General features: G+C 59.6%; 23 protein-coding genes and 1 pseudogene. 10 read left to right on the plus strand and 14 right to left on the minus strand.

Going from position 1 to position 23338, the window contains the following annotated elements; translation table 11 throughout:
• Nucleotides 1-161: 161 nt before the first annotated feature.
• The 5 genes and pseudogenes from HMPREF3140_RS05245 to HMPREF3140_RS26960 all read right to left on the minus strand — a co-directional run.
• A complete protein-coding gene (locus HMPREF3140_RS05245) occupies nucleotides 162-908 on the minus strand; it encodes a proteasome-type protease (protein WP_032411826.1) in 747 nt (248 codons plus the stop codon).
• Between the two features lie 16 nt (nucleotides 909-924).
• Nucleotides 925-1740 carry a transglutaminase family protein gene (locus HMPREF3140_RS05250; RefSeq protein ID WP_021312750.1) on the minus strand — a complete coding sequence of 272 codons (816 nt, stop codon included), beginning with the start codon at nucleotides 1738-1740 and terminating at the stop codon, nucleotides 925-927.
• Nucleotides 1737-2666 (minus strand): alpha-E domain-containing protein, encoded by a 930-nt coding sequence (locus HMPREF3140_RS05255; protein ID WP_004184646.1) that lies wholly within the window; start codon nucleotides 2664-2666, stop codon nucleotides 1737-1739. Before HMPREF3140_RS05255 ends, HMPREF3140_RS05250 begins: the two co-directional genes overlap by 4 nt.
• Nucleotides 2660-4099: a circularly permuted type 2 ATP-grasp protein gene (locus HMPREF3140_RS05260; RefSeq protein WP_070552872.1), complete on the minus strand. Its 1440-nt coding sequence runs from the start codon at nucleotides 4097-4099 to the stop codon at nucleotides 2660-2662. Before HMPREF3140_RS05260 ends, HMPREF3140_RS05255 begins: the two co-directional genes overlap by 7 nt.
• Before the next feature lie 71 nt (nucleotides 4100-4170).
• Nucleotides 4171-4299 (minus strand): annotated as a pseudogene (locus HMPREF3140_RS26960) (biopolymer transporter TonB); the annotation flags it as partial.
• Nucleotides 4300-4483: 184 nt separating this feature from the next.
• Here HMPREF3140_RS26960 and HMPREF3140_RS05265 point away from each other — a divergent pair.
• Both HMPREF3140_RS05265 and HMPREF3140_RS05270 read left to right on the plus strand, forming a co-directional pair.
• Nucleotides 4484-6235, plus strand: a complete 1752-nt coding sequence (locus HMPREF3140_RS05265; RefSeq protein WP_070552873.1) for an alpha,alpha-trehalase — start codon at nucleotides 4484-4486, stop codon at nucleotides 6233-6235.
• 251 nt (nucleotides 6236-6486) lie between these two features.
• Nucleotides 6487-8607, plus strand: a complete 2121-nt coding sequence (locus tag HMPREF3140_RS05270) for a TonB-dependent siderophore receptor (protein ID WP_064186243.1) — start codon at nucleotides 6487-6489, stop codon at nucleotides 8605-8607.
• Between the two features lie 41 nt (nucleotides 8608-8648).
• On the opposite strand, the gene emtA is transcribed toward HMPREF3140_RS05270, so the two are convergent.
• The gene (gene emtA / locus HMPREF3140_RS05275) at nucleotides 8649-9260 is read right to left on the minus strand and encodes a membrane-bound lytic murein transglycosylase EmtA (protein WP_002910846.1); all 612 of its coding nucleotides are present in this window, start codon (nucleotides 9258-9260) and stop codon (nucleotides 8649-8651) included.
• A gap of 175 nt (nucleotides 9261-9435) precedes the next feature.
• Between emtA and ldcA the strand changes: the two genes are divergently transcribed.
• Both ldcA and HMPREF3140_RS05285 read left to right on the plus strand, forming a co-directional pair.
• Complete coding sequence (ldcA, locus tag HMPREF3140_RS05280; RefSeq protein WP_032411830.1) at nucleotides 9436-10350, plus strand: muramoyltetrapeptide carboxypeptidase; 915 nt, start codon at nucleotides 9436-9438, stop codon at nucleotides 10348-10350.
• 92 nt (nucleotides 10351-10442) lie between these two features.
• On the plus strand, nucleotides 10443-12176 hold the full coding sequence (locus HMPREF3140_RS05285; protein ID WP_070552874.1) for a potassium/proton antiporter: 1734 nt from the start codon (nucleotides 10443-10445) through the stop codon (nucleotides 12174-12176).
• 16 nt (nucleotides 12177-12192) lie between these two features.
• Here HMPREF3140_RS05285 and dadX read toward each other — a convergent pair whose 3' ends face one another.
• The 3 genes from dadX to HMPREF3140_RS28630 form a co-directional block, all read right to left on the minus strand.
• Nucleotides 12193-13263 (minus strand): catabolic alanine racemase DadX, encoded by a 1071-nt coding sequence (dadX, locus tag HMPREF3140_RS05290; protein WP_002910887.1) that lies wholly within the window; start codon nucleotides 13261-13263, stop codon nucleotides 12193-12195.
• 9 nt (nucleotides 13264-13272) lie between these two features.
• A complete protein-coding gene (locus tag HMPREF3140_RS05295) occupies nucleotides 13273-14571 on the minus strand; it encodes a D-amino acid dehydrogenase (protein ID WP_004175465.1) in 1299 nt (432 codons plus the stop codon).
• A gap of 98 nt (nucleotides 14572-14669) precedes the next feature.
• Nucleotides 14670-14816, minus strand: a complete 147-nt coding sequence (locus HMPREF3140_RS28630) for a hypothetical protein (protein ID WP_004145506.1) — start codon at nucleotides 14814-14816, stop codon at nucleotides 14670-14672.
• A 76-nt stretch (nucleotides 14817-14892) separates the two neighbouring features.
• Here HMPREF3140_RS28630 and HMPREF3140_RS05305 point away from each other — a divergent pair, with 76 nt between their 5' ends.
• Nucleotides 14893-16425 carry a SpoVR family protein gene (locus HMPREF3140_RS05305; protein WP_002910889.1) on the plus strand — a complete coding sequence of 511 codons (1533 nt, stop codon included), beginning with the start codon at nucleotides 14893-14895 and terminating at the stop codon, nucleotides 16423-16425.
• Between the two features lie 74 nt (nucleotides 16426-16499).
• Here HMPREF3140_RS05305 and fadR read toward each other — a convergent pair whose 3' ends face one another.
• Nucleotides 16500-17219 (minus strand): fatty acid metabolism transcriptional regulator FadR, encoded by a 720-nt coding sequence (gene fadR, locus HMPREF3140_RS05310; protein WP_002910890.1) that lies wholly within the window; start codon nucleotides 17217-17219, stop codon nucleotides 16500-16502.
• A gap of 80 nt (nucleotides 17220-17299) precedes the next feature.
• Nucleotides 17300-17431 (minus strand): hypothetical protein, encoded by a 132-nt coding sequence (locus HMPREF3140_RS29485; protein WP_004163532.1) that lies wholly within the window; start codon nucleotides 17429-17431, stop codon nucleotides 17300-17302.
• Between the two features lie 36 nt (nucleotides 17432-17467).
• On the opposite strand from HMPREF3140_RS29485, the gene nhaB reads away from it, so the two are divergent.
• The 3 genes from nhaB (at nucleotide 17468) to HMPREF3140_RS05325 (ending at nucleotide 20172) form a co-directional block, all read left to right on the plus strand.
• On the plus strand, nucleotides 17468-19018 hold the full coding sequence (gene nhaB, locus HMPREF3140_RS05315) for a sodium/proton antiporter NhaB (RefSeq protein WP_014343233.1): 1551 nt from the start codon (nucleotides 17468-17470) through the stop codon (nucleotides 19016-19018).
• Nucleotides 19019-19146: 128 nt separating this feature from the next.
• Complete coding sequence (gene dsbB / locus HMPREF3140_RS05320) at nucleotides 19147-19677, plus strand: disulfide bond formation protein DsbB (RefSeq protein WP_002910894.1); 531 nt, start codon at nucleotides 19147-19149, stop codon at nucleotides 19675-19677.
• 150 nt (nucleotides 19678-19827) lie between these two features.
• Nucleotides 19828-20172, plus strand: a complete 345-nt coding sequence (locus HMPREF3140_RS05325; RefSeq protein WP_002910895.1) for a TehB family protein — start codon at nucleotides 19828-19830, stop codon at nucleotides 20170-20172.
• 6 nt (nucleotides 20173-20178) lie between these two features.
• Here HMPREF3140_RS05325 and HMPREF3140_RS05330 read toward each other — a convergent pair whose 3' ends face one another.
• From HMPREF3140_RS05330 to HMPREF3140_RS05340, 3 genes are all read right to left on the minus strand, one after another.
• Nucleotides 20179-20625, minus strand: a complete 447-nt coding sequence (locus HMPREF3140_RS05330) for a YcgN family cysteine cluster protein (protein WP_002910896.1) — start codon at nucleotides 20623-20625, stop codon at nucleotides 20179-20181.
• A gap of 94 nt (nucleotides 20626-20719) precedes the next feature.
• Nucleotides 20720-21379, minus strand: coding sequence for a fumarylacetoacetate hydrolase family protein (locus tag HMPREF3140_RS05335; RefSeq protein ID WP_032411833.1), 660 nt, complete (start codon nucleotides 21377-21379; stop codon nucleotides 20720-20722).
• 16 nt (nucleotides 21380-21395) lie between these two features.
• Entirely contained in the window at nucleotides 21396-21677 is a 282-nt protein-coding gene (locus HMPREF3140_RS05340; protein WP_002910898.1) for a YcgL domain-containing protein, read from the minus strand.
• Between the two features lie 126 nt (nucleotides 21678-21803).
• Here HMPREF3140_RS05340 and minC point away from each other — a divergent pair, with 126 nt between their 5' ends.
• Nucleotides 21804-22502, plus strand: coding sequence for a septum site-determining protein MinC (minC, locus tag HMPREF3140_RS05350; protein ID WP_002910899.1), 699 nt, complete (start codon nucleotides 21804-21806; stop codon nucleotides 22500-22502).
• A 23-nt stretch (nucleotides 22503-22525) separates the two neighbouring features.
• The gene (gene minD, locus HMPREF3140_RS05355) at nucleotides 22526-23338 is read left to right on the plus strand and encodes a septum site-determining protein MinD (RefSeq protein ID WP_002910900.1); all 813 of its coding nucleotides are present in this window, start codon (nucleotides 22526-22528) and stop codon (nucleotides 23336-23338) included.

Below are 23338 nucleotides of genomic sequence, written 5' to 3' on the forward strand. Positions count from 1 at the left end.
GCCGGGCGGCGGCGACGCCTTGCCCGGCCTACGATCCGTGCGGCCTGTCGTTAATTTATTTACCGCTGTTGCTGAAATTTTACCGCCAGGTCGAGGATACTAAAGGACACCAGCGCCTTACCCGCCTTCGCGCCGACGATACCGGCGGAGCGTCACAGCGACTACTCCTCTTCCCGCTCCGCTGGCGTCCAGGTCGGCAGAGTCTGGAAGGTGTGCAACAGCCCTTCGGACCACGCCTTGCGAATGCGGTTGAAGTAGGGATCGCTGTCGGTGATGCGATGCTGCCCGGCACTGCTGAAGCTGCCGCTGCGGTAGAGCAGCGTATCCAGCGGCAGGCCGACGGACAGATTACTGCGCAGCGTCGAATCAATGGAGATCAACGCGCAGCACATCGCCTGCTCCAGCGGCGTGTCGATGGTCAGCACCCGATCGATGATCGGTTTGCCGTATTTGCTTTCGCCAATCTGGAAATAAGGCGTGTCGCGGGTGGCTTCAATAAAGTTGCCCTCCGGATAAATATGGAACAGACGATGGGTTTCGCCGGCGATCTGGCCGCCAAGCAGCAGGTTGCAGTTGAAGTTGGTGTTACTGCAGGTCTGCTGGTTGCTGCTGTCGCGCTGGATCACCTCCAGCAGCGTTTTACCGATCAGCATCGCGGCGTCGTAGAGGGAAGTGACCTGCATCAGATTCGGCTCCTGCTGGGTACGGATGCGCGCGCTGAGCAGGCTTATCACGCTCTGGGTGGTGGCCAGATTGCCGGCGGATTGCAGCACCAGCACCCGTTCCCCCTCCTGATGGAAAACGTGCAGCTTTTTAAAAGTGGCAATATGGTCGACGCCCGCATTGGTGCGGGAGTCGGAAGCAAACACCAGTCCATCCACCAGGCACATGGCCACACAGTAGGTCATTGCGGTTATTCCCGTATTATTGCTGCTGCGCCTGCTGGCTGTGTTCGCGCACTTCAGCGTTAGTTAACATAATCTCCCCGCCGCCGCCCAGCCGGGTGCCCCGTACCGGGCAGGCGTCGAGATAATCCAGCCCGGTCGCCAGCCGTAAATGCTGATTCAGGCGACGGGTATTATTGGTGATATCAAACGACAGCCAGCGGCCGTCGAGCCAGACTTCCGCCCAGGCATGCATCGCCACATGCTGGGCGTTATCGCTGTAGACATAGCCGCTGACGTAGCGCGCCGGGATCTCCAGCGCGCGGCAGCAGGCGAGAAAAACATGGGTATGATCCTGGCACACCCCCTTCGCGCGGGCGAAAGCGTCGGCGGCGGAGTCCTGCACCTGGGTCGCGCCGGGGGAGTATGGCATTCTTAACAGCAGATCCGCCATCAGTTGATTCAGACTCTCTTCCGCCGCATCGGGACGATAGAGGCGCTGGGCAAACTCACGGATCGCCCTATCGGCGCGGGTTAGCGGCGTACAGCGCAGAAAAACCAGCGGCGACAGCAGCTCGGCCTCTTCATCACGCGTCTCCTCCCCTTCGTCGGCGATATCGACAATCCCGCTGGCGCGGATGGTGATCTCCTTGTGCGGGTTATCCAGCGTCAGCACATGCAGCACATTGCCCCAGCCGTCGGTAGTGGTCACCGCCGCGCCGTCCGGCAGGGTCAGCGTCCAGGCGGTGATCGTCTGCCGGGCGGTACTGCGCGGCGTCAGGCGCAGATACTGGGTGGAAAACTTCACTTCTTCATCGTAGCCATAGCGGGTGAGATGATCGATGACCAGTTTCATAAGGCCTCCAGGTAGGTTTGTCTGATGCTGTCGGACAGCGCGTTAATTCTCGCCAGCAGCCCGTTAAGGGTGGTCTGCAGGTCCGCCTGCGCCAGGTCGTCACGGGTGCTGAAGCGCAGGTCAACGTTGAGCTGATGGGCGAGGCGCAACGGTTGATAGGAGCGATCGTTGGCGATCTTCTCCAGTTCGCCCACCAGGTCGGCAATGCTGGCGCGCAGCGAACGCGGAATATCGTTCCGCAGGATCAGCAGCTCCATCACCGTTTCGCGACTGACCGGCTGGCGGTAGAGGCTGTTGTAGGCTTCGCGGGCGCTGACCGCATTGAGCAGGGTATCCAGTCGGTAGTATTCCCGCACCGGATCCGGATCGTTGGTCAGCTGTTGATCCTTAATCAGCAGCAACTGGGTGGTGGCGAAGGCGCGCTCAATCAGGGTGCCGATACCGATAAAGCTCAGCGCGTCGTTGCGCAGCAGCGTGCCGATCACTGCCCCGCGAAACAGATGCACCCGCTCTTTCACCCACTCAAAAAAGCCATCGCTCCCCAGCTCGCCCAGCCCCTGCTGGCGCAGGCTTCGCAGCTCAATGCGGGTGGCATTGATGCTCTCCCACACTTCGGCCGACAAACTGCCGCGCACCGCGTGCGCGTTGTTCCACGCCATCTCCACGCAGCTGTAAATACTGCAGGGGTTGTTGCCATCAAGGGCAAAAAAGTTGAGCAGATTGCTCATGGTAAAGCGGGCATGGCGCGCCTGAAACAACTCGTGGGTCATCGACAAATTCAGCGGCAGCGCCAGATCCCGCGACTGCTGGCTGTGACGGGGGATCATCGATAATTTCCAGGTCACGTCCAGCACCCGGGCGTAGCTCTCCGCCCGCTCGAGATAGCGGGCCATCCAGAACAGTTCACTCGCCGTACGACTTAGCATGATGCGTCATCCTCCATCACCCAGGTATCCTTGGTTCCGCCGCCCTGCGACGAGTTGACCACCAGCGACCCTTCGGTCAGCGCCACGCGGGTCAGGCCGCCGGGCACCAGCCGCATCTCCTGCCCGGACAGCACGTAGGGCCGTAAATCGATATGCCGCGGCGACAGCCCTTCATCAACGAAGGTGGGGCAGGTCGACAGCGCGAGGGTGTCCTGGGCGATATAGTTGGCCGGATTGGCCAGCAGGCGCTGGCGGAAGGCCTCCCGCTCCTCTTTGGTGGAACGCGGGCCGACCAGCATGCCGTAGCCCCCGGCGCCATGGACCTCCTTGACCACCATCAGCTCGAGATTGCTCAGCACGTAGCGCAGGTCCTCCGCTTTCCGGCACTGCCAGGTGGGGATATTGCTGAGGATCGGTTGTTCGCCGAGGTAAAAGCGGATCATCTCCGGGACGTACGGATAGATTGATTTGTCGTCAGCCACCCCGGTGCCGATGGCGTTGGCCAGCACTACGCCGCCGGCGCGATAGACGGACAGCAGCCCCGGGACGCCGAGCATCGAATCGGCGCGGAAGGCCAGCGGGTCGAGCCAGGCGTCGTCGATGCGGCGATAAATCACATCCCCCCGCCGCGGCCCCTCGGTGGTGCGCATATACACCGCGCCGTTTTTAATAAACAGATCGGCGCTCTCCACCAGCTCGACCCCCATCTGCTGCGCCAGGAAGCTGTGCTCGAAGTAGGCGCTGTTGAAGCGACCCGGGGTCATCACCACGACGCAGGGATCATCCACCAGCGAGCTTTCGCGCAGGGTCTGCAGGAGGTAGCTTGGGTAGCGCTCCACCGGCGCAATGTGATGCTGCTCGAACATCTCCGGATAGAGGCGCATCATCATCTTACGGTTTTCGAGCATGTAGGAGACGCCGGACGGCGTGCGCAGATTATCCTCCAGCACGTAGTACTGACCGTCGTTATTGCGCACCATATCGACGCCGGTGATATGGGCATAGGTGTTGTTTGGCAGGTTGATGCCCTGCATGCACGGCTGATACTGCTCGTTGGCCAGCACCTGCTCGGCCGGGATCAGCCCCGCGCGCAGGATATTCTGCTCATGATAGATGTCATAGAGGAAGGCGTTCAGCGCTTTCACCCGCTGGCGTATGCCGCGGTCAATGCGCTGCCACTCCCCGGCGGGTATGATCCGCGGCACGCTGTCAAACGGGATCAGCCGCTCGGTCCCCTCATCCTCGCCGTACACGTTAAAGGTGATGCCGATACGGTGAAAAAGCAGTTCCGCTTGCGCTTTTTTCTGCCGGATAGAGAATTGATCGGTGTTGCGAAACCATTGCCACCAGGCATTATAGTGCGGCCGCTGTTCACCCTGCGCGGTCAGCATCTCGTCATAATAATGCCCGTCAGGTAGCGTAATTTTAATCATGGCTATCCCCTCCGGTTGTACTCACTTTGTGGTAATCCCGCTAAGAGATAAGCATTAATTATGCCAGGTCCTCTGCCGCCGCGGCGTTGTGCAAATCGGTTCAGCCCCGCCGTCTGGCTGTGCAAAAAATCGCCAAAACAGCCGCCCGCGCCCGGCGGCGGCTGCACCGTCGTGAGGCAGGGCGACGTTTTTTGCGCCATCGTGGACGCCAGCGCCCTCAGCCAGGCGGCCCAGCCCGCGGCGGTCTCAGGAGACCTGGCAGGTAAATCCTCTGTTTTCGCGCAAAATGTTACCCCTGACACGCGCAGCGGCAGATATTCGTCTAAGGTTTTTGGATGGCCAAACGTCGTGGCCCGCAGTCGATAATGATAAGGAGAACTCCCCATGACGAGTACTGATGCACGTCGTCCCGCTGCTTTGCCCTGTTCCCTGCGCCTGGCGATCGGCGGCGCTCTGATCGCCCTGATGAGCCTGAACGCTCAGGCGGAAGACGGCAAAACCGCGCCGCCCCCCTCGCCGGATATTCTGCTGGGCCCGCTGTTCAATGATGTCCAGAGCGCGAAACTGTTTGCCGATCAGAAAACCTTCGCCGACGCTATCCCTAACAGCGATCCGCTGATGATCCTTGCCGATTACCGGATGCAAAAAAACCAGGCCAGCTTCGACCTGCGCCACTTCGTCGAACTGAACTTCACGCTGCCGAAAGAGAACGACACCTATGTGCCGCCCAAAGGGCAAACTCTGCGTCAATATATCGATGGCCTGTGGCCGGTCCTGACCCGCAGCACCGTCGAGGTGGAAAAATGGGACTCGCTGCTGCCGCTGCCTAAGCCCTACGTGGTGCCCGGAGGACGTTTCCGCGAAGTCTATTACTGGGACAGCTATTTCACGATGCTGGGTCTTGCCGAAAGCGGTCACTGGGATAAAGTCGAGGATATGGTCGCCAACTTCGCCGCGGAAATTGACGCCTGGGGCCATATCCCCAACGGCAACCGCACCTATTATCTCAGCCGTTCGCAGCCCCCCTTCTTCTCCTTTATGGTGAGCCTGCTGGCGACGCACGATGGCGACCAGGTGCTGAAAACCTACCAGCCGCAGCTGGAGAAAGAGTATCGCTACTGGATGGCCGGAGCGGACGCGCTGGCTCCCGGCAGCGCCGACAAACGGGCGGTGCGGATGGCGGACGGCGCGCTGCTCAACCGCTACTGGGACGATAACGACACCCCGCGTCCCGAGTCCTGGCTTGACGACGTCAAAACCGCCAAAAGCAACCCGAATCGTCCGGCAACCGAGATCTATCGCGACCTGCGCTCCGCCGCCGCCTCCGGCTGGGATTTCAGCTCCCGCTGGATGGACAATCCGCAGCAGCTCGCCACCATTCGCACCACCTCGATTGTCCCGGTCGATCTCAATGCCCTGATGTTCCATCTGGAGAAAACCCTCGCCCGCGCCAGCAAGGCATCCGGGGACAGCGCTGGCGCTACGCAGTACGATGCGCTGGCTAACGCCCGCCAGCAGGCCATCGAGAAATACCTGTGGAATGATAAAGAGGGATGGTACGCCGACTACGATCTGAAAAGCCACAAGGTGCGCAATCAGCTGACCGCGGCGGCGCTGTTCCCGCTGTACGTCAATGCCGCGTCACGCGAGCGGGCGACGAAAGTGGCCGCCGCCGCCGAGTCGCGCCTGCTTAAACCCGGCGGGCTGACCACCACCACCGTCAACAGCGGCCAGCAGTGGGACGCCCCCAACGGCTGGGCGCCGCTGCAGTGGGTGGCGGTCGAGGGGCTGCAAAACTATGGTCAGCAGAAGATCGCCATGGAGGTCACCTGGCGCTTCCTGACCAACGTGCAGCATACCTATGACAGTAAGCAAAAGCTGGTGGAGAAGTATGACGTGAGCTCGACCGGCACCGGCGGCGGCGGCGGCGGCGGGGAATATCCGCTGCAGGACGGCTTTGGCTGGACCAACGGCGTCACCCTGAAGATGTTGGATCTGATCTGCCCGCAGGAGAAACCCTGCGATGCGCTGCCCGCTACCCGTCCGGCGACAACCCCTTCACCGCAGGACAAACCTGTTGCGGCGCCCGCGGCTAACGACCCCGCCCCTGCGGAACCGCAAAAGACCGGCTCCTGACGCATCGCCGCCCCCTACCAAAATCGGTAGGGGGAAGCGGTCTCCCTGGTCACTATCATCCCGCGCAGACCCATTCTGCGGCTCGCGGGAAACACTTCCCCACCCCCTCGCGTTGAACAGGTCACCTTTTCGCTTGATCGCACAAATACAAACAATAATAATTCGCATTACTTTTTAACGAATAATGACAGATTCGTTTTTCACGCGGCGGCGTACAGGAGTACCAGACCGCGTTGGTTCAGGATGATCTTATGAACGTGGCTATTTCTCGAAAACGCCCGGGGCTGCTGTATGCCCTTGCGGTCGCACTCCCCTTCACCGCGCAAGCCGAAGAGACGGTGGTGGTCACTGCCACCCCGCCGGCGTCCGCCAGCGCGCCGACGGAGGGCTACAGCGCCAGCACCTCGCTCGGGGCGACGAAAACCGACCAGCCGTTAATCACTACCGCCCAGTCGGTGTCGGTGGTCACCCGCCAGCAGATGGCGGATCAGGGGGCGAATACCATCAGCCAGGCGCTGGAATATACCCCGGGGGTCTACTCCAGCTTCGGCGGCGGCGCCACCCGGTTCGACGCCATCTCCCTGCGCGGCTACCACGGCGGCGACGTCGATAACCTGTTCCTCGACGGCATGCGCCTGATGAGCGACGGCGGCAGCCATAACGTACTGCAAATCGACCCGTGGTTTATCGAACGCGTGGATGTGATCCGCGGCCCCTCCTCCGCGCTCTACGGGCAGAGCGTGCCGGGCGGCGTGGTCAACCTGACTTCCAAACGTCCGCAGTTCAGTCAGCAGGGCCACATCCGCCTGACCGGCGGCACGCAAAATACCAAAGGCGCGGCCTTCGATTCCACCGACGCCATCAATGACCAGTGGGCATGGCGGCTGATCGGGATGACCCGCAGCAGCGACACGCAGTATGACCATACCCGCGAAGAGCGCTACGCGATTTCGCCTTCCCTGCTGTGGCAGCCGGACAGCGACACCTCGCTGCTGCTGCGCGCCTATCTGCAAAAAGATCCTTCCGGCGGCTACCACGGCTCTTTGCCGCTGGACGGCACCCGCTACGCGCACAATGGCCGTAAGCTCTCCCCCAGCACCAACGAAGGCGATCCGGGAGATGGCTATCAGCGCCGCCAGCAGATTTACAGCTATGAGTTTGACCACCAGTTCACCGACGTCTGGTCGGTCTCTTCCGCCGGGAGCTACACCCATACCAACGTCTCCCTCGATCAGGTCTACCAGGTCGGCTGGATAGATGACAGCGACATGCTGGCCCGCGGCTACAGCGGTTCGCGCGGTTCGCTGGACGGCTGGTCAACCGATAACCGCCTGCGCGCCGATTTCAATACAGGCGACCTGGCGCACACCCTGATCCTCGGCGCCGAATATCATCGCTTCCGTAACGACCTGTGGACCGGCGCCGGCGGCGCGGCGCCCCTTAACCCGTTTAGCGGCTATACCGCGCAGACCGGACATACCGTTACCTACAGCGACGACAATAATCGCCGCTATTACCAGACCGGGCTGTATCTGCAGGATGAGATGGTCTGGAACCGCTGGCATGTGGATGTTTCCGCCCGCTACGACCGCATCGTTTCCCAGCAGGTCAGCGATACACAGGGGACCTCAAACCGCCGTTCAGACGACCATATCAGCGGCCGCGCCTCGCTGTTGTACGCCCTGGACAACGGTCTGTCGCCCTACCTGAGCTACAGCCAGGCGATCACTCCGGCGATGCTGCCGGGCGCGGACGGCAAACCGTTGAAACCGACCACCGCCGAACAGGTTGAAGCCGGCCTGAAGTTCCAGCCGCCGGGCAGCAGCGATCTCTATAGCATCGCGATTTACGACCTGACGCAAAAGGATGTCGCCACTCGCGACCCGAACATCGCCACCGCCACCTATATTCCGGCGGGTAAGGTCCATTCCCAGGGCGTTGAGCTGGAAGCGCACCACCAGATCACCCCGCAGCTGAGTACTATCGCCTCGTATACCTGGAATCGTCTGCGTTTCCAGGACACCAAAGACGGGACCGACAATAACACGCCGCAGCTGACCCCGGATCAGATGGCCTCCTTCTGGGCGCGCTATCAGTTCCCGGCGGGGATCTCCGTTGGCGCCGGCGTCCGCTACATCGGTAAACAGTGGGCGGATGATGCCAACACCGCGCGGCTGCCGTCGGTCACGCTGATGGACGCCATGATGCGGGCCGACCTCGGCGTCTGGTCGCCAACGCTGAAAGGCGCTTATGTGCAGGTTAACGCCAACAATATCGGCGACCGCGAGTATATTTCCGGCTGCTATGGCACCGGCAACTGTTACTGGGGAGCAGAGCGCAGCGTTATAGCCACCGTGGGCTACGATTTCTGAGGACGTGGCCTCCGGGAGACTACCGGAGGCCAAACGAGGGATTACATGGCGTCCAGCGCTTTCTGGAGTTTCCAGATATAGCGCGGCGCCTGCGGTGCCGGGTGTTTTTTCACCACATGTTCGAAGAACTCATCGGCGTCGAGATCGTTAATCTCCTCGATGGCGTCCTGGCGGTTCGAGGAGAAGGTACGCAGCAGCGCGCCAGCGCCGTTGGCATAGGAGACCACCACCGCATAGCGCATCACCTGCGGGTCTTTGATCCCCGCCAGCGGACCGTTCTCCAGAATGCTCAGATAGGCGGCCCCCATCGAGATATTACGTTCCGGGTTTTTCAGCTCACTGACCGACGGCTCGCCGCGCCACCCCATCCGCCGATAGACATCGCGTCCGGAGGTCGACGGCTTGAGCTGCATCAGCCCGACGGCGCCGGATTTACTCACCACTGCAGGATTACCACCCGACTCGATGGCGATGATCGCCGTGATCAGCTGCGGATCCACGCCCCAGGCGGCGCCGGCTTTTTCACTGATCGGCATCCACTGCATCGCCCGCTTCACCGGGACCTCGGGGTTCCATGGCGGGTTAGTGTAATCATGTTTCGAACTACAACCGGCCAGAAAAACGACTAAAATAAGCAACCATCTCAATTTCACACATCTATCCTTATCTACCCAAACGCCATCATGCTACAGAACGACGGCCGCGGTACGTCTCCCGCCTGCCGACAACCTGAAGGATGACGGGTGCGGACTGAAGTTAGCCACCTGGAGATGACAATCGCCATTCCAGGCGGCATCATAACCCTTTCATTCATAGCAAGGAATTATCATGTCTCAGTTTTATCTGGTCGCGCCATCCGGGTATTGCATCAACCAGCAGGCGGCAGCACGCGGCGTCGAGCGTCTGCAGCAGGCCGGACACGAGGTGGCCCACCAGCAGGTCATTCCCCGCCGGCAGCAGCGTTTCGCCGGGACTGAACATGAACGGCTGGTCGATATTAACCAGCTGGCCCAGTTGCCCGGCCGCAACCGGATCGTCCTCGCCGTGCGCGGCGGCTACGGCGCCAGTCGCCTGCTGCCGCATATCGACTGGCAGGGACTGGTTGCCCGCCAGCAGCGCGACCCGCTGCTGATTTGCGGCCACAGCGATTTCACCGCTATCCAGTCGGGCCTGCTGGCCATGGGCAACGTCATCACCTTCAGCGGGCCAATGCTCGCCGGCAACTTCGGCGCGGAGACCCTCGACCCGTTTACCGAGCACCATTTCTGGCAGGCGCTACGCCAGCCGGAATTCACCCTCGAATGGCCGGGCGAAGGGCCGAACTGCCGGGTGGAAGGCACCCTGTGGGGGGGAAATCTGGCGATGCTGACCTCGCTTATCGGCACGCCGTGGCTGCCGGCGATCCGCGACGGCATCCTGGTGGTGGAGGATATCAACGAGCACCCGTTCCGCGTCGAGCGCATGCTGCTTCAGCTGTTGCACAGCGGCGTGCTGGCGGCGCAGAAAGCGGTGATCTTCGGCAGCTTCACCGGCAGCGCGCCGAACGACTATGACGCGGGATACGATTTGCCGCAGGTTTTTGATTATCTGCGCCAACAGCTCCCCCTGCCGCTGATTAGCGGACTGGAGTTTGGCCACGAGCAGCGCACGGTGACCCTGCCGCTGGGCGCCCGCGCGCGCCTGGTGAATCAGGCGGCGGCCACCACCCTGACGATCGGCGGCCATCCGGTGCTGACAGAATAAATTTCCCGAACGCATAGGCGGATCCCCTGCGAATTGTTAAAATAGTGTCACTTTTAGCCATTTTTTCACGCCAGTCAGGGAGTACGTGAACATTGGACGCCGCTGCGGTCATTAGTCTGTTTATTCTGGGTTCTGTTTTAGTAACCTGCAGTATCTTATTGAGCTCCTTTTCTTCGCGCCTTGGCATCCCGATTCTGGTCATCTTTCTGGCCATCGGGATGCTGGCAGGCATTGACGGCATCGGCGGCATCCCCTTCGACAATTACCCCTTCGCCTATATGGTGAGTAACCTGGCGCTGGCGGTGATCCTGCTAGACGGCGGGATGCGCACCCAGGCCAGCTCCTTTCGCGTCGCGCTGTGGCCCGCGCTGTCGCTGGCGACGGTTGGGGTGCTGATCACCTCGGCGCTGACCGGGATGATGGCGGCCTGGTTGTTCAAGCTGGATCTGATCGAAGGCCTGCTGATCGGCGCCATTGTCGGCTCCACCGACGCCGCGGCGGTCTTCTCGCTGCTCGGCGGCAAGGGGCTCAACGAGCGCGTCGGCTCGACGCTGGAGATAGAGTCAGGCAGTAACGACCCGATGGCGGTCTTCCTGACCATCACCCTGATCGAAATGATCCAGCAGCACCAAACCGGCCTCAGCTGGATGTTCGCCGTGCATATCATTCAGCAGTTCGGCCTCGGGATCGCCATCGGCCTCGGCGGCGGCTACCTGCTGCTGCAGATGATTAACCGCATCGTGCTGCCCGCCGGCCTCTATCCGCTGCTGGCGCTGAGCGGCGGGATCATGATTTTTGCCGTCACCACCTCCCTCGACGGCAGCGGTATCCTCGCCGTCTATCTCTGCGGCTTTCTGCTGGGCAACCGGCCGATCCGCAACCGGCACGGCATCCTGCAGAACTTCGACGGCCTGGCGTGGCTGGCGCAGATCGCCATGTTCCTGGTGCTGGGCCTGCTGGTGACGCCCTCCGACCTGCTGCCGATCGCTATCACGGCGCTGCTGCTGTCGATGTGGATGATATTCATTGCCCGGCCCCTGTCGGTGTTTGCCGGCCTGCTGCCGTTTCGCGGCTTTAACCTGCGCGAACGGGTGTTTATCAGCTGGGTTGGCCTGCGCGGCGCGGTGCCCATTATTCTCGCGGTGTTCCCGATGATGGCCGGCCTGGACAACGCCCGCCTGTTCTTCAATGTCGCCTTCTTCGTGGTGCTGGTATCGCTGCTGCTGCAGGGCACTTCGCTGTCGTGGGCGGCGAAAAAAGCCAAAGTGGTGGTGCCGCCCATCAGCTGGCCCATCTCCCGCGTCGGGCTGGATATTCACCCGGAAAACCCGTGGGAGCAGTTTGTCTACCAGCTGGGGGCCGATAAGTGGTGCATCGGCGCGGCGCTGCGCGACTTGCACATGCCACCGGAGACGCGGATTGCCGCGCTGTTTCGCAACAATGTCCTGCTGCACCCCACCGGCAGCACCCGCCTGCGGGAAGGCGATATCCTGTGCGTTATTGGTCGGGAGCACGACCTGCCGGCGCTCGGCAAAATGTTCAGCCAGTCGCCGCCGGTGGCGCTCGATCAGCGCTTTTTCGGCGACTTCATTCTTGATGCTGAGGCCCGCTTCGCCGATGTGGCGCAAATCTACGGTCTCGACGGCGGTGAGGAGTTCCGCGAGCATCAGCAGTCGCTCGGGGAAGTGGTGCAGCAGCTGCTGGGCGCCGCGCCGGTGGTGGGCGACCAGGTGGAGTTCGCCGGGATGGTGTGGACGGTAGCTGAAAAAGAGAACGATCACGTGCTGAAGGTTGGGGTGCGGGTCGCGGAAGACGAGGCGGAGTGATCCGCCCCGGAATAAGTTACAGGGTCACAACTGGCACCCGCGGCGCCAGGGCGCACATCAGCTCATAGCCGACGGTGCCGCTGCTGGCCGCCACGTCGTCGATTTTAATCTCTTTGCCCCACAGCTCGACCGGCGCGCCGATCCCGGCCTGCGGACAAGGCGTTAAATCGACCGCCAGCATATCCATCGATACGCGTCCCACGGTAGTGGTGCGTACGCCATCCACCAGCACCGGCGTGCCGCTCGGCGCCACCCGCGGATAGCCATCGGCATAGCCGCAGGCGACGATGCCGATCCGCTGCTCCTGGGTGGTGCGGTACAGGCCGCCATAGCCAATCGCCTCGCCGGGGCGCAGGTTCTGCACGCCGATGATTTCGCTGCGCAGCGTCATGACCGGCTTCAGCCCGGTGTTGGCGATGTCCTGCCACTGCCCGGAAGGCGACGCGCCATACAGCACGATGCCTGGACGAACCCAGTCAAAATGCGCTTCCGGATGCCAGAGGGTCGCCGCCGAGTTGGCCAGCGAGCGCGGGCAATCCAGCCCCTCCGCCGCCTGTTCGATACGGCGCATCGGCTCGACAATTCCCTGCGGGTTCTCCGCCTCCGCGAAGTGCGACATCAGCGTCATCTCGCCGACGTTGCTTATCGCCCGCAGCTGCTGCCAGACGGTGTGGACCCGCTCAGGCATAAAGCCCAGCCGGTTCATGCCGCTGTTCACCTTGAGATAGATATCCAGCGGCGCGCGCAGCTTCGCCTGCTGCAGGGCCTTAATCTGCCAGTTGCTGTGGACGCTGGTGGTTAAACGATATTGATCCAGCACCGCCAGCTCATCGGCATGGAAGAAGCCCTCCAGCAGCAGGATCGGGCCTTTCCAGCCCTGCTCGCGCAGCAGGATCGCCTCTTCCAGGTTGAGCAAGGCGAAACCATCCGCCGCGCTTAACGCACTCCATACGCGCGCCACGCCGTGGCCGTAGGCGTTGGCCTTGACCACCGCCCACAGGCGCGACCCGGGGGCCGCGCGACGCACTATCTGTAAATTCTGCCGCAAGGCCAGCAGGTCGATGCTGGCCACTACCGGACGGGTCATGCAAGCTCCTTAGTTGTGTGCGCCGTGCAGGTGCTGCGGGCGCGCCGGGGTAAAACCGGGGCTGTAGCGGGCAACCGCCAGATCGTCGTAAGGGATCGCCGGCGTGCGGCCGGAGATCAGATCGCTGATAAGCTGCCCGGAGCCGCAGGCCATGGTCCAGCCAAGCGTGCCGTGGCCGGTGTTGAGCCACAGATTTTTATACGCTGTGCGGCCGACCACCGGCGTGCCGTCCGGCGTCATCGGCCGCAGGCCCGTCCAGAACGTCGCCTGCTCCACGTGGCCGCCGCGCGGGAACAGATCGCGCACCACCATCTCCAGGGTTTCGCGACGCGGCTGCAGCAGCGCTTTGTTAAAACCGACGATCTCCGCCATGCCGCCGACCCGAATGCGCTGATCGAAGCGGGTGATGGCGATTTTGTAAGTCTCATCAAGGATAGTTGAAACCGGCGCGCCGTCCTCCTGAGCGATCGGAATAGTTAATGAGTAGCCTTTCAGCGGGTAGACCGGTATATCCACCAGCCCTTTAAGCATCGCCGTCGAGTAGGAGCCGAAGGCCATCACATAGGCGTCGCCCTTGATAATCTCATCGCCGCATTTCACCCCGGCAATGCGATCGCCCTCGTGCAGCAGCGCATCCACTGCGGTGTTGAAGCGGAAGGTCACGCCGGCCTGTTCCGCCATTGCCGCCAAACGGGTGGTAAACAGCTGGCAGTCGCCGGTTTCATCATTTGGCAGGCGCAGGCCGCCGGTCAGTTTGTGGCTGACCTCCGCCAGCGCCGGCTCCACCTCCGCCAACCGCTTCGCTTCCAGCAGCTGATACGGCACGCCGGCGTCCTCCAGCACCGCGATGTCGCGGGTGGCATTTTCATACTGTTTGGCGGTACGGAACAGCTGCAGCGTCCCGCCCTGGCGCCCTTCATACTGAATGCCGGTGGTGTCGCGCAGCGCCTTCAGGCAGTCGCGGCTGTACTCCGCCAGGCGCACCATACGGCCTTTGTTCTCCATATAGTGGCGGGTGTCGCAGTTGCGCAGCATCTGCCACATCCACTTCAACTGGAACGAGGTGCCGTCAAGACCGATCGCCAGCGGCGCATGGCGCTGAAACATCCATTTGATCGCCTTCAGCGGCACCCCCGGCGCCGCCCAGGGCGCCGCATAGCCGGGAGAAATCTGCCCGGCGTTGGCCGCGCTGGTCTCCTCTGCCGGACCGGGCTGACGGTCGATGACCGTCACGTCATGACCCGCCTGACTCAAATACCACGCGCTGGCTACCCCAACCACCCCACTTCCCAGTATGACGACACGCATAGCGACTCCGTAACAGTTAAAGAACAATCATCTAATTACAAATTGATAACTCAGTTGAAAATATTATTCAACATACGCTTTATTTATGGTGACTTAACTCACAGCAAACCGCACCAGCCCTGCGCTGTGAGATTTACGATCTCATGCTGCGCTTTATTTTTACCCAGCATTAAATTCTGCAAACAAGGCAAAAAAACGGCTTTGAGATGGGGAAATCGCGAAGAAAAGCGATTGGCGTACAGCACAGTTTGCTGCACCGTGTTCTATGCTTGTTTAGAGGTTTTCCGTTCAGAGAAAACCAACAACAACGAGGGCGCGCTAATGGCTACGATTGACTCCATGAACAGGGACACCACCCGTTTAAGCGATGGACCCGACTGGACGTTCGAGTTACTGGAAACCTACCTGGCCGAAGTGGACCGGGTCGCCAAGCTCTATCGTCTTGACACCTACCCGCACCAGATCGAAGTCATTACTTCCGAGCAGATGATGGACGCCTACTCCAGCGTCGGCATGCCCATCAACTATCCGCACTGGTCGTTTGGCAAAAAATTTATTGAGACCGAGCAGGCCTATAAGCACGGTCAGCAGGGTCTGGCGTATGAGATAGTCATCAACTCCAACCCCTGTATCGCCTACCTGATGGAGGAAAACACCATCACCATGCAGGCGCTGGTGATGGCCCATGCCTGCTACGGGCATAACTCGTTTTTTAAAAATAACTATCTGTTTCGCAGCTGGACCGACGCCAGCTCGATCATCGACTATCTGATCTTTGCCCGTAAGTACATCACCGAGTGCGAAGAGCGCTATGGCGTCGACGAAGTAGAGAAACTGCTCGACTCCTGCCACGCGCTGATGAACTACGGCGTCGACCGCTATAAACGTCCGCAAAAAATCTCTCTGCAGGAGGAGAAAGCGCGGCAGAAAAGCCGGGAAGAGTATCTGCAAAGCCAGGTGAATATGCTGTGGCGCACCCTACCGAAGCGCGAAGAGGAAAAAGCGATTGAATCCGCTCGTCGCTACCCTTCCGAACCGCAGGAGAACCTGCTGTACTTTATGGAGAAGAACGCCCCGTTGCTCGAACCGTGGCAGCGCGAGATCCTGCGCATCGTGCGTAAAGTCAGCCAGTATTTCTACCCGCAGAAACAGACCCAGGTGATGAACGAGGGGTGGGCCACCTTCTGGCACTACACCATCCTCAACCATCTCTACGATGAAGGGAAAGTGACTGAGCGCTTTATGCTGGAGTTTCTCCACAGCCATACCAACGTGGTGTTCCAGCCGCCGTACAACAGTCCGTGGTACAGCGGGATTAACCCCTACGCGCTGGGCTTCGCCATGTTCCAGGACATCAAGCGCATCTGTCAGTCGCCCACGGAAGAGGATAAGTACTGGTTCCCCGATATCGCCGGTTCTGACTGGCTGGAAACGCTGCATTTCGCCATGCGCGACTTTAAGGATGAAAGCTTTATCAGTCAGTTCCTGTCGCCGAAGATCATGCGCGATTTCCGCTTCTTTACCGTGCTCGACGACGATCACAACAATTATCTGGAGATCTCGGCGATTCACAACGAAGAGGGTTATCGCGAGATCCGCAATAAGCTCTCCGCGCAGTATAACCTCAGCAATCTTGAGCCGAATATCCAGGTGTGGAACGTTGACCTGCGCGGCGACCGATCGCTGACCTTGCGCTATGTGCCGCACAACCGCGTCCCGCTGGACAAAGGCCGGCGCGAAGTGCTGAAGCATGTGCATCGTCTGTGGGGGTTCGATGTGCTGCTGGAGCAGCAGAACGCCGACGGCAGCATTGAGCTGTTGGACCGCTGCCCGGCGCGGCCGAACGCGCTATAGCATTGCGGGGCGAGTAAAATAACAAAGGGGGCCATTGGCCCCCTTGTTCTGTATATCGATCGCGAAAAGCCCGCTTAACGCATATTCATGGCTAAATCACCGGGCAGCGATTTCTGCATCCGGTGCCAGATCTCGCCGCTGTCATGGCCGTAGCGACGAACCAGCTCGTAAACCTGGTCATGCAGGCCAGCCTCACACACTTTCGCCAGCTGATGATAGAAACCGAGCGCCAGGCTGCGCGCTTCCGGGCTGGAGAAATAGTGGCGGCCGATGCGGGTATACAACCCCTTCATGCCGTTGAGGATCAGACCGTAGATCGGGTTGCCGGAGGCGAACGCAAGACCACGGAAAATATTATAATCAAGCTCGGCGAAGGCGTCGGCGTGATCCTCCACCTCCCGGGCGCTGTCCAGGACCGCCAGCGCTTTATCCGGATGCTGGCGAAACGCGGTGCGGATAAAAATCGTGGAAATGTTGGTGCGCACGGAGAGCAGATTATCAATCAGCTGCGGTACGCTGTCGTGATCGAGGCGCGCCAGCGTTTCGAGGATATTCAGGCCGGAGGTTTCCCAAAAGTTATTCACTTTAGTGGGCTTACCATGCTGAATGGTCAGCCAGCCGTCACGGGCCAGACGCTGCAATACTTCGCGCAGGGTTGTGCGGGTGACACCGATCAGCTCAGAAAGCTCGCGTTCAGCGGGGAGAATCGATCCGGGAGGGAAGCGGTTATTCCAGATACTCTCAATGATGTACTCTTCCGCGAAACCCGCAGGGCTCTGCGCCTTAATGACCATAGTAAGATTTCCATTACACAGCGTTACAATTGCACTCATCATACCAGAGCCGCTATAGCGCAGATAGCATGGCAAGTGAATTAAAAAGGGATCGCCGTTTCATTTTCCGCTTTTACTTTGCGCTTTTCCTTATCTTCACAAACCGCCAGCGCGGCGCGAAGAAAGTTGCTTCTCATTTTGCTCAACTGGTACTCTTGCCAATCGTTATGCACAAAACCATGCACTCATTGACGGGGAAGGATTCTGTCGTGGAAATTTCTTATGGCCGCGCGCTGTGGCGCAATTTTCTTGGCCAGTCGCCGGACTGGTACAAGCTGGCATTAATCATTTTCTTAATCGTAAATCCGCTGGTGTTCGCCGTGGCGCCGTTTGTCGCCGGCTGGCTGCTGGTGGTTGAGTTTATCTTTACCCTCGCCATGGCGCTGAAGTGCTATCCGCTGCTGCCGGGGGGTCTGCTGGCTATCGAGGCGCTGCTGATCGGCATGACCAGCCCGGCGCACGTCCGGGAAGAGATCGCCGGCAATCTGGAGGTGCTGCTCCTGCTGATGTTCATGGTGGCGGGTATCTACTTTATGAAACAGCTTTTGCTGTTCGTGTTTACGCGCCTGCTGCTGGGGATCCGCAGCAAAATGCTGCTATCGCTGGCCTTCTGCCTGGCGGCAGCCTTCCTCTCGGCCTTTCTCGATGCGCTGACGGTGGTGGCGGTAGTGATCAGCGTCGCCGTCGGGTTCTACGGCATCTATCACCGCGTCGCCTCGGCGCGCCCGGACGATAGCGACCTGCTCGATGACAGCCATATCGAGCAGCACTATCGCGAGGTTCTGGAGCAGTTCCGCGGCTTTCTGCGCAGCCTGATGATGCACGCCGGCGTCGGGACCGCGCTCGGCGGCGTCATGACCATGGTCGGCGAGCCGCAAAACTTGATTATCGCCAAAGCCGCGGGCTGGCATTTTGGCGAGTTCTTTCTTCGCATGGCGCCCGTGACCCTGCCGGTAATGGTCTGCGGTCTGTTAACCTGTCTGCTGGTCGAAAAGTATCGCCTGTTTGGCTACGGCGAACCGCTACCGCCGACGGTGCGCAAGGTGCTGCAGGAGTTTGACGATCGCAGCCGCGCCCAGCGCAGCCGTCAGGAGCGACTGCGGCTGATTGCCCAGGCGCTCATTGGCGTTTGGCTGATCGTGGCCCTGGCTTTTCACCTGGCTGAGGTCGGCCTGATTGGCCTGTCGGTGATCATCCTCGCCACCACCTTTACCGGCGTTACCGATGAGCACGCCATTGGCAAGGCGTTCACCGAGGCGCTGCCCTTTACCGCGCTGCTGACGGTCTTCTTCTCCATCGTCGCGGTTATCATCGATCAGCAGCTGTTCACGCCGGTGATCGAGTTTGTCCTGCAGGCCTCGCCGCACGCGCAGCTGTCGCTGTTTTATCTGTTCAACGGCCTGCTGTCGTCCATTTCGGATAACGTGTTTGTCGGCACGGTCTACATCAACGAAGCGAAAGCGGCGCTCGAACATGGCGCCATCAGCCTGCCCCAGTTTGAGATGCTGGCGGTAGCGATCAACACCGGCACCAACCTGCCCTCGGTGGCCACCCCGAACGGCCAGGCGGCGTTTCTCTTCCTGCTGACTTCCGCCCTGGCGCCGCTTATTAGGCTCTCCTATGGCCGTATGGTGTGGATGGCGCTGCCCTACACCATCGTACTGACGCTGGTCGGCCTGTTATGCGTCGAGTTCACCCTGATGCCAGTCACCGACTGGCTGCTGGCGCACGGCTGGCTGGTGACGCCCACCCTCCCCTGAGTCAGTTTTTGCCCGGGTTCGCCCGGGCGCATCAATAACCCGTTACGGAATATTTTCCGCCGCGCCTCTGGCGTCGGTTCGGTTTTCGTTTACACTGCCATGATTTAGCATCTTCCAGGGAAATGATTATGTTGCAATATTTAAACCAGTGCTCAAGAGGACGCGGTGCCTGGCTCCTGATGGCGTTGACCGCTTTTATTCTCGAACTTGTCGCGCTGTGGTTCCAGCACGTGATGCTGCTGCAGCCGTGTGTCATGTGTATTTACGAACGCTGCGCGCTGTTCGGCATCATGGGCGCGGGACTGGTGGGCGCTATCGCTCCCAAAACGCCGCTGCGCTATGTCGCCATGGCAATCTGGTTGTACAGCGCGATACGCGGACTACAGCTGGCGTGGGAGCATACGATGATCCAGCTGCACCCTTCACCGTTCCAGACCTGCGATTTCGCCGCCCGCTTCCCAACCTGGCTGCCGCTGGATAAATGGCTGCCGCAGGTTTTCGTTGCGTCCGGAGACTGCTCAGTACGTCAGTGGCAGTTCCTGTCGCTGGAGATGCCGCAATGGCTGGTGGGGATTTTCGCCGCCTATCTGCTGGTCGCTATTCTGGTGATCGTTGCTCAGCCTTTCAAAGCGAAAAAACGCGATCTGTTTGGTCGTTAAGCCGCGGCAAGTCCAGCCCATAATGAAACGCCCTGCGGGGCGTTTTTTTATGGCTCCTGCGCATCGCTGAATCGTTTCATGTCTATGGTTGACCACAGCCACCAAAAGGCGCATATTAAATACATCTTTTAAAACCCCACAGGAGCTCACATGTCATCTTTACTGATCCCCGCAGACTGGAAAGTTAAACGCTCCACCCCATTCTTTACCAAAGAGAATGTCCCTGCCGCCCTGCTGAGCCACCACAACACCGCGGCTGGCGTCTTCGGCCAGCTGTGCGTCATGGAGGGAACGGTGACCTATTACGGTTTTGCCAATGAACAGGCGACGGAGCCGGAGAAAAAAGTCGTGATTCATGCCGGGCAGTTTGCTACCAGTCCGCCGCAGTACTGGCACCGCGTCGAACTCAGTGACGACGCCCGCTTCAATATTCACTTCTGGGTGGCGGAAGAAACCGACGGTGAAAACGGGCTGTTCCACGCGAAGAAAGCGTGACGGCGCTTAGCGCGCCCTGTCAGGCAGATTAAGGATATGGTCCTGCCAGTCGACCACCGTGGACTCAGGCACCGCAATATGGCGAACGGAGATGCGTTCGCCGTGCATCGCCGCTTTTGAGCCAGTCAGCAGCGGGTGCCAGGCCGGCAGAGGCTTGCCTTCCGCCAGCAGGCGATAGGCACAGGTCGGCGGCAGCCATTCGAAGGTCGGCAGATTTTCGCGGGTAAGCTTGATGCAGTCCGGCTCATACTCAAAGCGACGCGCGTAGTTACGACACTGGCAGGTTTTGATATTGAGCTGACGACAGGCGACGTTGGTGAAGTAGATCTCGTCGGTGTCTTCATCCATCAGCTTGTGCAGGCAGCACTGGCCGCAGCCGTCACACAACGATTCCCACTCCGCGTCGCTCATGTCATCCAGTGTTTTTTGTTGCCAGAAAGGTTGTTCGCTCATCGGAGTGTCCGTCGTTGCCAGTTAAGGGTGCACCTTATAACCAGTCTGGCACGCCGATGCAAGTTTTGCCGCCCCAAAAGGCGGCAAATAGCGCTTACAGCACGCGGGTAGTGAGCGCCAGGCCGTTGAAGCCGACCTCCAGCTCGTCACCGCTGTGCAGCGGCCCCACGCCTTCCGGGGTGCCGGTGAGGATCACATCCCCGGCTTTGAGGGTAAAGAAGCGCGACATATAGGCGATCAGCGGCACAATCTTATGGATCATGTCGGCAGTGATGCCCTGCTGGCGCACTTCGCCATTAATCTTCAGGCTTAACGACGTATTCTGCGGGTCGCCGTGGAACTCAGCGGCCGGGATAAAGCCGGAGATCGGACAGGCGTTATCGAAGCCTTTGGCCTTCTCCCAGGGTTGTCCCGCTTTTTTCATTTTCGCCTGCAGGTCGCGCAGCGTGAGATCCAGCGCGACGCCATAGCCGGCAATCCCTTTCAGCACATGCTCTTCCGTCGCCTGACGCAGCGTGCTGCCGACAAGCACCGCCAGCTCGACTTCGTGATGCACCGAGCCCAGCCCCTCAGGAAGCACCAACGGCTGACGAAGATCGCACAGCGCAGTCTCAGGTTTAATAAACAGCACCGGCTCTTCCGGCGTCGCACTGCCCATTTCCTTGATGTGTTTCGCATAATTACTGCCGACGCAAACCACTTTGCTTACTGGATAATCCAGAAGCGCACCCTGCCAGTTATGATGTTGGTACATTATTTTCCCTCGTGGGTTAATCGGATTGTTTCCCCTGTTCCGCCAGGTGTTTCTTTAGTAGATTTTCAGACGGCGGAGGCAGTTGCAGGTAATAGCCCTGTTCGCTTAACGCCTGTTTCACTTTTTCCAGATCGGCGTTAACCAGTTTTTTGCGCCCATCCAGCGGCAGCAGCATCGCCATTTGCGGCGTGCCAAAGCTGCGCATTAGCTCGTCAGGAACGCGCGAGAAATCGTCCTTTTTTTCGACGTATAAATAGGTTTGTTCACGTTTAGTACTTCGATAGATCACACAAAACATAGTTTTACTCGGAATTAGACCCGTGGTCACTTGCCTCAATATATGAGTGACTATAACATGCCTTTTAGTCTTCGGAATATCACCGCACTTCGGCGGTTGATAAACAGCAAATTGAGTAAGGCCAGGATGTCAAATACGCCAATCGAACTTAAAGGCAGTAGCTTCACGTTATCTGTCGTTCATTTGCACGATGCAAATCCCGAGGTTATTCGTCAGGCGTTAGAAGACAAAATCGCCCAGGCTCCCGCTTTTTTACGTCATGCTCCGGTGGTGGTGAATATCGCCAGCATCGAGGAGGAGGTGGAATGGCGCGCCATCAACGAGGCTATCGCCGCGACCGGTTTACGTATTATGGGCGTTAGCGGATGCAAAATTCCGCGCCTGAAAACCGAAATCGACCGCGCCGGCATCCCGTTATTAACCGAAGGGAAAGAAAAAGCCTCTCGTCCGGCACCGTCCGAACCCACCCCGCCGCCGCCAGTTGCTAGTCAGATCACAAAAACGCGTTTGATTGATCAGCCGGTACGTTCCGGTCAGCGCATTTATGCGCCACACTGTGATCTTATTGTTACAAATCATGTGAGTGCCGGTGCGGAACTTATCGCTGACGGAAATATCCATGTATATGGCATGATGCGAGGACGTGCGCTGGCAGGCGCCGGTGGCGACAGAGACGCCCAGATATTTTGTACCCACCTTGCGGCGGAGCTGGTCTCCATCGCCGGGGAATATTGGCTGAGCGATAACATCCCGGCCGAATTTTATGGCAAAGCGGCGCGCCTGCGTTTAGGTGAAAGCGCTTTGGCAATTCAACCGTTAAATTAATCCCTTTTTAACAAGGAATTTCTATGGCACGCATTATTGTTGTGACTTCGGGTAAAGGGGGCGTTGGCAAGACCACCTCCAGCGCGGCCATCGCTACAGGTTTGGCCCAGAAGGGAAAGAAAACCGTCGTTATCGACTTCGACATCGGCCTGCGTAACCTCGACCTGATTATGGGCTGCGAACGTCGCGTCGTTTATGATTTCGTCAACGTCATTCAGGGCGATGCCACACTGAACCAGGCGCTGATTAAAGATAAGCGCACGGAAAATCTCTACATTCTCCCGGCTTCCCAGACCCGGGATAAAGACGCTCTGACTCGCGAAGGCGTCGACAAGGTTCTCGAAGAACTGAAGAAAATGGAATTCGATTTCATCGTCTGTGATTCCCCGGCAGGCATTGAAACCGGTGCGCTGATGGCGCTTTACTTTGCTGATGAAGCCATCATCACCACTAACCCGGAAGTCTCCTCCGTTCGCGACTCCGACCGTATCCTTGGCATTCTCGCCTCTAAATCCCGCCGCGCGGAAAATGGCGAAGAGCCAATCAAAGAGCATCTGCTGCTGACCCGCTACAATCCAGGCCGCGTTAATAAAGGCGATATGCTGAGCATGGAAGACGTGCTGGAAATTCTGCGCATCAACCTGGTAGGCGTGATCCCGGAAGACCAGTCAGTCCTGCGCGCATCCAACCAGGGTGAGCCGGTGATCCTCGATGCCGCCTCGGACGCAGGCAAAGCCTATGCCGATACCGTTGAACGTCTGCTCGGAGAAGAACGCCCTTTCCGCTTCATTGAAGAAGAGAAGAAAGGATTCCTCAAACGCCTGTTCGGAGGATAA

Origin of the sequence: Klebsiella sp. HMSC16A12, from assembly GCF_001808265.1 — a bacterium.
Lineage (GTDB): Bacteria > Pseudomonadota > Gammaproteobacteria > Enterobacterales > Enterobacteriaceae > Klebsiella > Klebsiella pneumoniae.